The sequence below is a fragment of the Williamsia sp. genome (assembly GCF_036566845.1).
Classification (GTDB): domain Bacteria; phylum Actinomycetota; class Actinomycetes; order Mycobacteriales; family Mycobacteriaceae; genus Williamsia.
Genome location: NZ_DATCVM010000144.1, coordinates 1 through 11527 on the forward strand (window position 1 = coordinate 1; position 11527 = coordinate 11527).

Genomic DNA, 11527 nt, shown 5'->3' on the forward strand with positions numbered 1-11527 from the left:
AACTCTTCGGCCGTCGAGCATGCATCCATCACCGCCATACCGTGATCAGCGTTCGAAGCCCACACACCACGATTGTTCTTCGCGTCCTCACGAGCGCGGCGCACCAGGTCCGGGTCACGGCGGAAGATGATCGCATCAACCATGTCTCGCATCCGATTCTTCGACCACGACCCCCGCCGACCCAACGCCTCGGCGATCGCCCGATCGATCTCCGCCCGATGCTCGGAACCGTCGATCAACTCAGTCCTTGCGATGATGTCCGGAATATGATGCGCCGCAACCCGTCCGGCCTTCAACAACCCATTGACCTCAGGCAGCCGATCCCGCAACGCCAACGCCCGATTGATCTGCAACTCAGCGGCATGCTGAGTGAGGCCTTGTGCCATCGCGAGCCTCGCAGCACATTGCGCGAACGGATCGAGCGCACGCATCTCCGACTCAGTCCCGATCGTGGGCTCCACCACCTGCCGGTGGACCATCGCGGCAGCGGTATAGCGCTCCCATTCCATCCGACTCTGCCGCGCCATCGCCAACGTTGCATTCCGCAACAACTCGTTGGTGCGCAACAGACAGGCGGGGCCGAAATCATCGTCCCCACCAGCATCTTCGATCTCCCCCTCGAACATACTTGCGAGTCTATCGGACCCCTCCGACAAACACTTGTGACAAACACTTGCGCCGCCGAGTTCCGATCGCCCCCCGGCGCAGCCGACGACCTACGCGGACCTGACTTTCGGTACCGCGAAGGATTCGGGATCGGCGCGCTGCCAGTCGCGCTCCCATTCCGGGCGGGTGGTGCCTCTGATCAGCTCACCTTCGTCGAGCCACTCGAAGAGATCCTCGAAGGACTCCGCAGTCGAGTGACCCACCCGCCGCATCACCACCGCAGGACCGAGGTCGTCGAAGCTGGTCAACCCCATCGCCGCCAGCACCTGCTTCGCCGACTCCACCGTTCCGCGTTGGTAATTGAAGACCCGGTCACCCTTGTCTTCGACATCGAGTGCCCGGGCGCGGCGGGCATCTTGGGTGGCGACTCCCACCGGACAGTGATTGGTGTGGCATGCCTGCGCCTGGATACACCCGACCGCCATCATCATCGCGCGCGCGGCATTGGTGAAGTCCGCGCCGAGCGCCAGCGCCTTCACGATGTCGGACCCGCCCGCGATCTTGCCGGCGGCACCGATCTTGATGCTGCCCCGCAATCCACTGCCCACGAGGGCGTTGTGCATTGTCATCAGGCCCAGTTTCAGCGGCGTGCCAACATGATCGGCGAACTCCGGCGGGGCTGCACCGGTGCCGCCCTCGGCGCCATCGATGGTGATGAAGTCTGGGGAGATCCCGGTGCGCAACATCGCTTTACACAGCGCCAGCACGTCTGTGCGGGTGCCTACACACAGCTTGAAGCCGACCGGTTTCCCGCCGGACAACCGGCGCAGTTCGGCGATGAAGTTCATCAGTTCGATCGGATTGGAGAACTCGCTGTGCGCGGGCGGGCTGATCACCGTGACACCCGGTTCGACACCCCGGGCCTCCGCTATCGCCGGTGAGACCTTGCGACCCGGCAACACCCCGCCGAGTCCGGGCTTGGCCCCCTGGCTCAGCTTGAGCAGGATCGCCTTGACGTTGGGATGCGCTGCCTTCTCGGCAAAGCGCTGCGGGTCGAATCGACCGTCGGTGGTGCGGCACCCGAAGTACCCGGAGCCGATCTGCCAGACGAGCGGGGCACCGAACTCGAGATGGTGTGTGGTCAGTCCGCCCTCGCCCGTCTCGTGGAGGAATCCACCGAGTGCGGCGCCTTTGTTCATGGCTCGCACCGCATTTGCCGACAGCGCACCAAAACTCATCGACGAGATGTTGAACAGCGATGCGTCGTACGGCTGGGTGCACTGGGGGCCACCGAGACGCACGGTCGGGATGGTCTGCACCATGGGCACCGGCGCCATCGAATGGAGCAGGTAGTCGTAGCCGGGTTCGGTGATCTCACGTTCGGTGCCGAACGCCGCTTCGGCGTGTAATCCCTTGGACCGCTGATAGATCAACGATCGCACGTTGCGGTCGTACGGCCGGCCGTCGTAGTTCCGCTCGATGAAGTACTGCTGCAACTCGGGTCGGACCGATTCGAGCAGGAACCGCATGTGCCCGATCACCGGGTAATTCCGGAGAATCGAATGCTGCTTCTGAAGGACGTCGTAGATCGCGACCAACAGGATGATCACCACGATCGCAACCGCGAACCACCACACGGTGTGCCGGTTGACCGCTGCCGCGAGCGTGAGTACGCCGGCTGCGGCCACCAGCCCCAAGAGCACATTGAACTTCACCATGAGTGGAGCTTAGCCGCGGCGACACACCGCCTTTCGACCACGCCGGGCGACGACGAATACAGCGGTCGAGGGTTCAGGCCTCGACCGTCATGGTCTCGCCCACCCGACCGAAGACCATTGCCTCCTCGATTCGGTCGAAGCGATGATCGATCGCATCCAAGACGTAATTGTGCCGGACGTTCCATGGCCGGCGAGTGCCCGATTTCGGTAACGCGTGCGGGGACCGCAAGACGTAACCGGCCTGCAGATCGAAGGATGGTTTCTCAGCCAGTTCCTCGTCGCCGAGATGCGGATAGGCGTGCGTGTATCCGTTTTCTCCCATATGCGCCAACAGCTTTGCGACCGATTGCGCGGTCATGTCGGATCGCAGCGTCCACGAGGCGTTGGTGTAACCCACAGACCACGCCAGGTTCGGGACGTCTTCCAGCAGGTGGCCCTTGTAGACGAAACGATCACCCAACTTCACATCTGCGCCATCCGTACTCACCGCGATCCCGCCCAACGACTGCAGCTGGAGCCCGGTGGCGGTGACGATGATGTCGGCGTCGAGATGTTCACCCGACACCAGTGAGATGCCGCCGGAGTCGAACGATGCGATCCGGTCGGTGACCACGGTCGCCCGGTTGTCGGCGATCACCTCGAACAGGTCGGCTTCGGGCACGAAACACATCCGCTGATCCCACGGCTGATAGGTCGGTTTGAAATGCGTGTCGACAGCGTAGCCCTCGGGTAGGTGGCGGATCGCCATGTTGCGCAGGAATTTCTTCATCACGCCTGGCGCCTTGCGCGAGATCCAATAGATCAGCCAGCCCAAAATCGCATTCCAGTAGCGAATGGCGGCATGGGATACCTTGCGGGGCAATATTTTCCGGATGACATTCGCGGGTTTGTTGATCCTCGGCAGCGAGAACACGTAGGTGGGTGACCGCTGCAGCATCGTCACCGAGGCGGCACTGTCGGCCATCGCCGGTACCAGGGTGATCGCAGTGGCCCCGCTTCCGATCACCACGACCTTCTTGTCTTTGTAGTCGAGGTCCTCGGGCCAGAACTGCGGGTGAACGATCCGCCCCTCGAACTCGGCCTCGCCGGGAAAGGCGGGCCGGTAGCCCTCGTCGTAGTTGTAGTAGCCGGTGCCGAAAAAGAGGAACCGGCAACTGTAGGTCACCGCAACACCGTCCTGCTCTGCCTGGACGTTCCAGGTGTCGGTCCGGGAATCCCAGTCTGCCGAACGGACGCGGGTGTCGAAGGTGATGTGGCGATCGATCTGGTGGCGGTGTGCGGTGTCGGCGAGGTACTCGCGGATGTGATCGCCGTCGGCGATCGCCTCGGGCCGTTTCCACGGCTCAAAGGGATAGCTGAGGGTGAAGATATCGCTGTCCGAACGGATACCGGGGTACCGGAACAGGTCCCATGTGCCCCCGATCCGGCTGCGTCGTTCCAGTATCGCGTAGCTGAGGCCGGGGTTCCGCTCTTTGATGCGGTAGGCGGCGCCGATACCCGACAAGCCCGCTCCGATGATCAGGACGTCGGTGAACAAGGCATCCTCATCGGGGACACCTGAAGCTGACTCTGCGGTCATACGGAAATCTCCCAGTCCTCGTCGACTTCGGATCGGTCCGTCTTTCCGTGCCATCCGGGGCTCAACCCAGTGCGATGACCAATCCGACCGACCCAATCACCACGATAAGCAACAGAAGGTCGATAAGTCTTGGACTCCGGTCAGATCGGGCCACGGATCCTATTCCGCCGCGGGCCTCGACCGCCGCGGCCAGCTCCCGGCCGTTCTGCACCGCCAGCGAACAGACGACCGTCAAACAGTTGATCCAACCGTTGATCTGTTCGGCGGCCGATTGCCGATGCTCCGGCTTACGTTGCGACATCGTCTGCAACAGAACACGGAAGTCACTGATCATGAAGGGACAGAGCCGGAGCGCGAGGGCCACCGACACCGCGGCGGACTGAGCCGGTATCCGCAGGCGCTCAGCCCACCCGACCAATCGTTGCGCAAACGAAGGTATTTCGACCATCGGCGTCGTCCAGCAGAAGAGCAGTGCGCAATACAGCGACAGCACCGTCATGCAGATGAGGATTCCCCAGTAGATCGCGCCACCGAGTCCGAGTTCCACCCCGGCAATCGTGACGTACGGGTCCTTGCCACCCAGCGCCGTGATCAATCCACCGAACAGGGTGATACCGATCAGCCACTTCGGCAGACGGGGCATCGCAGCGCGCGGAACCCTGCCGAGCAGGGTCCAGCCCAGCGCGATACCCGCCCCGACCCCGACACTGATCCAGGTCGGTTCGAGCATGAACATCACCGCGACGGCCGCGAGAACCAACAGCTTGGTGCCGACCCACAATCGCCGGGCCGGGGAGGAATGTGGCAGCGTGCGAACGACATTCGCCAGGTTGGCGGTCGACTTCACCGTCGCCGGGTCAGGCGCCGGGCGGGTCGGCTGCCCATCAACCGTGCCCTCGTCGACGACGACGGTGCGATCGACCAGATCGGCCAGCTCGCCGATGTCGTGGGAGATGACCACCAGGGTGGTGCCCGACGCCTTGACTCTGTTGAGAGCCCGGACCATCGCGGCGCGGGCCGGGGTGTCGAGTCCGGCCAGCGGCTCGTCGAGCACCAGCAGCCGGGGTTTGCAGGCGAGCAGTCCCGCCAGCGCGACCCGGCGCTGCTGGCCCACCGACAACTGGTCGACGAGCGCGTCACCGAGCACCGCGGGGTTGAGCCCCAATTCGATCAACGCGACGTTCACAGCGAGGTCGTCGACATCAGCGGCATCTTTGATATCAGACCGCACCCGCGAACGGACCAGCTGCAGCCGGGAGTACTGGAACCCGAGCAGCGCGTGCCTGCGGCCGTTGCGGACCGGCTCGCCGTCGAGCATCACCTGCCCCGTCGTCGGCTTCTCCAGCCCGGTGAGAACCCTTGCCAAGGTTGACTTCCCGGCGCCGTTGGGGCCGGTGATCAACACGGCCGAACCCGCCTCGATCCGCAGGTTCAGACCGCTGAAGATCTGGTTGTGCCACGGTGTGCCCGCGTCGTGCGCGTAGCCCACGTCATAGAGCGTGACGTTCGCACCGTCGATGTGACCGACCCGCCGGCTCGGATTGAGCAACTCGGTGGACACGTCCCGGTGAGACGAATCCAGTGCGATCTCACGGTCCGCGAGAGCGGCCTCGCCGACGTCGTGCGTGATCTGGAGTATCGCGGTGTCCCCGCTGTCGGCGAGTTCGCGGAAGACCTCGATGACCGACGTCCGGCCTTCCTGATCGATCATCGCCGTCGACTCGTCGCTGATGAGGACGGCCGGCTCACGCGACAGGGCGGCGGCGATCGCCAGCCGCTGGAGTTGACCGCCCGACAACGTGCTCGTCTCGCGGTAGAGCAGGCCGCTCAGACCGACCCGATCGAGCAGTTCGTTCATCTGTGTCTCGGTCAGATCGTGATTGCCCCACGCCAGGTCGTCGGCGACAACCATCCCGAGCACCTGCGTCTCCGGGCGCTGACTGATGACCGCCGTTCCACCGGGCTTGCCGAGGCCGACTGCCCCGGGGCGGCTCACCGTTCCGGAGGTCGGCGCGCGCCCGGCCACCACTTTCGCCAACGTCGACTTGCCGACACCGTTGGGTCCGGTCACCGCAACGACTTCGCCGGCGTCGAGTGTCATCGAGACATCCCAGATCGCCGGTACCGGGGCGCCCGGATACTGCACACCGACGCCCTCCAGCCGCATCGGCAACGGGCGAACCGGGCCGGTCTCGCCGATCTTCTCCTCGACATGCGGGGCACCGAGACGAGCGATCATGGGTGGCAGCGGACGCCGGTGCACCACGTACACCGCCAGGCCCGAGACCGTGACCCCCACGATGCCGACCGCCGGAATCGCAATCCACCAGTAATCGATACACCAGTTGATCACCGGATCGATGACGGCTGTGAGCCCTTCGAGTCCAGCGTTGTTCATGACCCGCTCGGCGCCCTGCCAACCGTTCTGGATCTGGGTGAACATGAACTCGCGGTAGTCGTGCAGCAGGGCGATCACACCCGTGGCGATCGCCGCCGACGGAATCGCTATGAACAGGAACGTATTCAGGGCCACCTGCGGCGACTTCCATCCGCGGCGCAGCGCAGTCCCCGAGAGGATGCCGAAGATCGCGGCCGACCCGGCCAGGTTCGCCGCGGTCACCCCACCGAAGAGAAACGCAACGATCCAACCGGTCATCGCGCCGAGGAGACTGACACGCAGCCGTCTACGTCCGGCGAGGATGGCGAAGGGCACCGATCCGACGAGGACCGCGGCACCGCCGATGGGCAGGACTCGACTCAGCACACAGATGGCCGCGGCGACGTCGGCGAGGGCTGCGGCCTCCGCGATCTCCACCGCAGTGACCCGGCGACCGGTGCGGGCGTTCTTCCGCGCTGTCACGGCGCCGCGGTGTTCTGGGAATGGTTCGTGTTGTTCGATCTGTCCAGATTGCCAGACAACCCGATCGGGAGGGTGGGGCGCTGTTCAGCCGGCCTTGCGTTTGGCCGGCGCCCTTTTCGCCGGGGCCTTCTTGGCCGCGGCTTTCTTGGCAGGAGCCTTCTTTGCCGCGGCCTTCTTCGCCGGAGCCTTCTTGGCGGTCGAGTCGGCATCGCCGGCCGGTGATCCGCCGCGATCCTTCACCGACGCCCTCAGTGCCGCGAGCAGGTCGGCGACCTCCGAGTCCTCGTCGGTGTCCTCATCCGACTTCTCGGGTTCGGCGAACGCCTCGGTCCCGTCGGCCTTCGCCTCGATGAGTTTGCTGAGCTCCTGTTGGTAGGTGTCCTCATATTGTTCTGGATCGAAATCGCCCGACATCGACTCGATGAGGGACGCGGCCATCTTGAGTTCCTGCGGCTTGATGTCGGGCGATTCGTCCAGCGAGGGGAACGCCGCCTCACGCACCTCGTCGGGCCACAGCAGCGTCTGCAGGGTCAGGACGTCGCCGACCACGCGGAGCGCGGCCAGCCGGGTGCGGTTGCGCAGTGTGAACGTTGCGATGGCAAGCCGGTCGGTGTCTTTGAGCGCTTCGCGCATCAGCGCGTAGGCCTTGGGCGATTTACTTGCCGGCTCGAGATAGTAGGGCTTGTCGAAGAAGATGGGATCGACCTGATCGACCGGCACAAAATCGGTGATCGCGATCTCGGGACTGCGCTGAACCGGGAGCTCGGACAGATCGTCTTTGGTCAGCACCACCGTCTGCCCGGCATCACTCTCGTACGCATTCGCTATCTGCGAGAACTCGACCTCGTCGTCGGTGCCTTCGCGAACCTTGCGGTAGCGGATGCGCGTCCCATCCTTGGAATCGACCTGATGCGACTTTCGATCGTGACTCTCCGTCGCCGAATACACCTTGACCGGCACATTGACCAGGCCGAAGCTGAGATCGCCCTTCCAAATCGAACGCATAGTGCCATTGTGCAGGGCGGGAGCATTTGACGCAGCCCCCTCGAGGATGAAAAGTCGTGGCATGCCCAGCCGCAACACACTCGAAGTCGACGGGCACAGCATTGCGGTCACACACCTCGACAAGGTGATCTACCCGGCCACCGGCACGGTCAAAGCCCAGGTCATCGAGTACTACGCCGCGATCGCCGACGTGATGTTGCCGCACATTCGTAACCGGCCGGTGACGCGTAAGCGGTGGCCAGACGGCGTCGAATCGACGCCGTTCTTCGAAAAGAATCTGCCCAGCCATGCGCCGGAGTGGCTCGGACGGGTTCGTCTGGGCCACAGCGATCGCGATGTGGTGTATCCGGTCCTGTCGGCGCGGGCCGACCTGGTCTGGCTGGCCCAGCAGGCCGCCCTCGAACTCCATGTCCCGCAATGGGCTCTCGAATCCACCGGTGGTGCCGACGAGTCCTACAAAGTGGACCGGCTGACCGATCGTGTTGTCCTCGATCTGGACCCGGGCCCCGACGTCACGCTGTTCGACTGCGCGCAGGTCGCATTGCGCATCAAAGAAATGCTCGATGCCATCGGGTTGCCGTGCTTCCCGGTCACCAGCGGCTCCAAGGGCATTCACGTCTACTTCCGGTTGCAAGACGCGATTTCGTCGGATTCGGCCCGCAAGGTCGCCAAGCAGATCGCAACCGGCCTGCAGTCGGAGAGTCCGGATCTGGTGACCGCGCAGATGACCAAGGCGGTACGCACCGGCCGGGTGTTCGTCGACTGGAGCCAGAACAGCGCTTCCAAGACAACGTTGGCGCCGTACTCGATGCGCGGCCGCGAACAGCCCTGCGTTGCCGCACCCCGGCTCTGGGAAGAGCTGGAAGACAACGATATCCGGCACATCATGTTCGACGAGATGCCCGAGCGGATCGAGAACTACGGCGACCTGCTGGCCGACCTCGAGAACCCTTCCGACACCTCCTCGAGGTCCTCCCCGGCCACACCCGTGGTCGACCTCGGGGCTTACCGGCGCAAACGTGATGAGCGAAAGACCCCGGAACCCTTCGGCGACAGCAGACCGGACGATGCCCGGGGCGGCGACCCGATGTTCGTGATCCAGGAACACCACGCCCGCCGACTCCACTACGACTTCCGCCTCGAGCGGGACGGCGTTCTGGTGTCGTGGGCGGTGCCCAAAAACCTTCCGCTGGAAGGGGACAAGAATCGACTGGCGGTTCAGACCGAGGATCATCCGATCGACTACGCAGATTTTTCGGGTGACATTCCGTCCGGGGAGTACGGCGGCGGTCACGTCGAGATCTGGGATCGGGGCACCTATGAAACCGAGAAGTGGCGGGACAAGGAAATCATCGTCCGCCTGCACGGAGAACGCATCCAGGGCCGCTACGCATTGATCAGGACCGGCGACAAGAACTGGCTGGCGCACTTGATGTCCGACGAACCACGTCCGATCGTGCCCGACAGTCTGCGCGATCCGCGACCGATGCTCGCCACCGACGAGACCATCGAGCACCTCACCGATGACAAATGGGCGTTCGAGGGAAAGTGGGATGGTTACCGAATCCTGTTGCGCTACATCGACGGAAAGCTGCAGCTGACGTCCCGGTCCGGTATCGACATGACCAAGGACTTTCCCCAGATCCACACAGTCGCCGACGATCTGGGACTGCTCGATGTTGTGCTCGACGGTGAGGTGGTGGTGTTCGACGAGCAGGGACGCACCAACTTCACACAGCTTGCCGGCCGCAGCAACTCCGACGACCTGGACGTGAAGCTGCTGCTGTTCGACATCCTGTATCTCAACGGATCCTCCCTGCTGAAACTCAAGTGGGAGGACCGGCGCGCTCTGCTGGAGGAGATCGGCAAGGCGTTCTCCACAAACGCTCCCGTCCAGCTGCCACCGCTTCTGCCCGGGCCGGGTTCGGATGCTGTTGCCCTCAGCCGTGATCGCGGTTGGGAAGGTGTTGTTGCCAAGCGCCGCGACTCGACCTATCAGCAGGGCCGCCGCTCCAAGACGTGGCTGAAGCAGAAGAACTGGAGTGACATCGAGGTGGTCATCGGCGGCTGGCGACCCGGGAAAGGTGGTCGCAGCAACCGGATCGGATCCTTGCTGATGGGCCTACCCGAGGAGACCGGACTGCGATACGTCGGCCGGGTCGGTACCGGATTCAGTGACGCCCAACTCGAGACCCTGCTCGCCGAGCTGGAGCCCTTGCGCCGCAAGACTTCACCGTTTCTGGGCCATCTCGACCGGCCCGTCGAATCGGATGCCGTGTGGGTTCTGCCCAAACTCGTTGCAGATGTGAGATTCATGGACTGGACCAGCGCGGGTCATCTACGTCACCCCTCGTGGCGAGGGATCCGGCGGGACAAACTGCCCGGAGACCTCTGAACCCACCGGCGGCAGACGCCTGCGTGTGCCCAGATTCTGAGCGCGAGTTACGGTGTTCACGGGTTCGAATGGCCGTCTGCGTCCCGCGAGAACCTCAGCCGCACCATAAGGAGTCCACGTGCTCGTCGTCGCGCACATCAGCGATCTTCACTTCAACGGAACCGCCGCTCGGCGGAACCGCATCAATGCTGTGCTCGACTACGTCAATTCCCGGTCCGACGGCATCGATGCACTGGTGGTGACCGGCGACATCACCGACCACGGCAGACCCTCCGAGTTCGAGGAAGCCGGCGCCACGCTGAAGAGCCCGCTGCCACTGATGATCTGTCCCGGCAACCACGACGTCCGCGACGAATTCGGCGAGACCTTCCTCGCCGGACAGAACTTCCTCGACGACCGGGGAGCCGTCGGTCCGCTCAACTTCGCCCGGACCGTCGCCGACACCCTGTTCCTGATCTGTGACAGCTCCATCCCCGGCGAGAACAGCGGTTTCCTGACCGACGAGACGATCGCCTGGATGGACGAACAGATCACGGCCTCAGGGCCCGCGGTTCCGGTGCTCGTCGCGTTTCATCATCCGCCCGTGGTCCTGCAGATGCCGATGATGGACGCCATCCGGCAGACCGGCGAAGATCGGCTGGCCGCACTCGTCGAGAAGCATCCGAACATCACCATGTTCATGTGCGGCCACGCCCATACCGGCGCCGTCACGACCTTCGCGGACCGCCCGCTGTGCCTGGCGCCCGGGGTCGCCTCAACGCTCAATCTGCCCTTCGAAGGGGCCGGCGTGATCAACGAGACGCAGCCCGCGGGCCTGGCGTTCCACACCTACGCCGACGGACGTGTGATCAGCCACTTCCGGGCCGTCTAGCCTCGTCTAGCCGGCGCCGATCACGCGGCGGTACCGAGAGCCTGGGCCTTCAGACGGTCGGACGGCAGACCCAGGATGTCGGAGACATCGACGTAGATGGCCCGCTGATCCACCTTGGCAGGCACCGACAGATTGCCGACCAGTTCTCGAGTCGATGTGGTTGCCGACACCACCGGCACCCCGGCGACAACCAGGTCGGCCGCGGCCCGCCTGACCTGATCCGGAGAGGTCACCAACACGATGTCGGCGAGGCCGAGCTTCGCGGCGATCGCGGCACTTCCGACCGCGCTCTGCGCGATGGAGTGCGCGGCAGAGGCCACACTGATGCGGGCCGCGGGGATGGCGTGATCAACCAGCCAGGTGCGCATGACGTCAGCGTCGCGCTGCGCACCTCCCGAGATGATGACCGGCGACTGCGAGGCCACGATCGCCTGGGTCCAGGCGGCGAACAGCCGGCTGGCGGTCTCGGCGGTGGGTGTTCCGTCGGCGTTCA

The 11527-nt window shown here is 64.3% G+C and carries 8 protein-coding genes; 2 read left to right on the plus strand and 6 right to left on the minus strand.

The features are described 5' to 3' along the window. From VIQ49_RS14040 to VIQ49_RS14060, 5 genes are all read right to left on the minus strand, one after another. Nucleotides 1-626: DUF222 domain-containing protein (locus VIQ49_RS14040; RefSeq protein WP_331885580.1), on the minus strand; the 626-nt coding region annotated here is incomplete at its 3' end. A gap of 90 nt (nt 627-716) precedes the next feature. After that, nucleotides 717-2324: an FMN-binding glutamate synthase family protein gene (locus tag VIQ49_RS14045; protein WP_331885582.1), complete on the minus strand. Its 1608-nt coding sequence runs from the start codon at nt 2322-2324 to the stop codon at nt 717-719. 73 nt (nt 2325-2397) lie between these two features. Then, nucleotides 2398-3903: an NAD(P)/FAD-dependent oxidoreductase gene (locus VIQ49_RS14050; RefSeq protein ID WP_331885584.1), complete on the minus strand. Its 1506-nt coding sequence runs from the start codon at nt 3901-3903 to the stop codon at nt 2398-2400. A 61-nt stretch (nt 3904-3964) separates the two neighbouring features. Continuing rightward, nucleotides 3965-6763 (minus strand): DUF2232 domain-containing protein, encoded by a 2799-nt coding sequence (locus VIQ49_RS14055; protein WP_331885586.1) that lies wholly within the window; start codon nt 6761-6763, stop codon nt 3965-3967. 84 nt (nt 6764-6847) lie between these two features. Beyond that, complete coding sequence (locus tag VIQ49_RS14060) at nt 6848-7768, minus strand: Ku protein (protein ID WP_331885588.1); 921 nt, start codon at nt 7766-7768, stop codon at nt 6848-6850. A gap of 61 nt (nt 7769-7829) precedes the next feature. Here VIQ49_RS14060 and VIQ49_RS14065 point away from each other — a divergent pair, with 61 nt between their 5' ends. After that, entirely contained in the window at nt 7830-10163 is a 2334-nt protein-coding gene (locus VIQ49_RS14065) for an ATP-dependent DNA ligase (RefSeq protein ID WP_331885590.1), read from the plus strand. Nucleotides 10164-10281: 118 nt separating this feature from the next. After that, complete coding sequence (locus VIQ49_RS14070) at nt 10282-11034, plus strand: metallophosphoesterase (protein WP_331885592.1); 753 nt, start codon at nt 10282-10284, stop codon at nt 11032-11034. A gap of 20 nt (nt 11035-11054) precedes the next feature. On the opposite strand, the gene VIQ49_RS14075 is transcribed toward VIQ49_RS14070, so the two are convergent. Continuing rightward, nucleotides 11055-11527 (minus strand): YdcF family protein (locus VIQ49_RS14075; protein ID WP_331885594.1); only part of this gene is annotated, 473 nt, incomplete at its 5' end.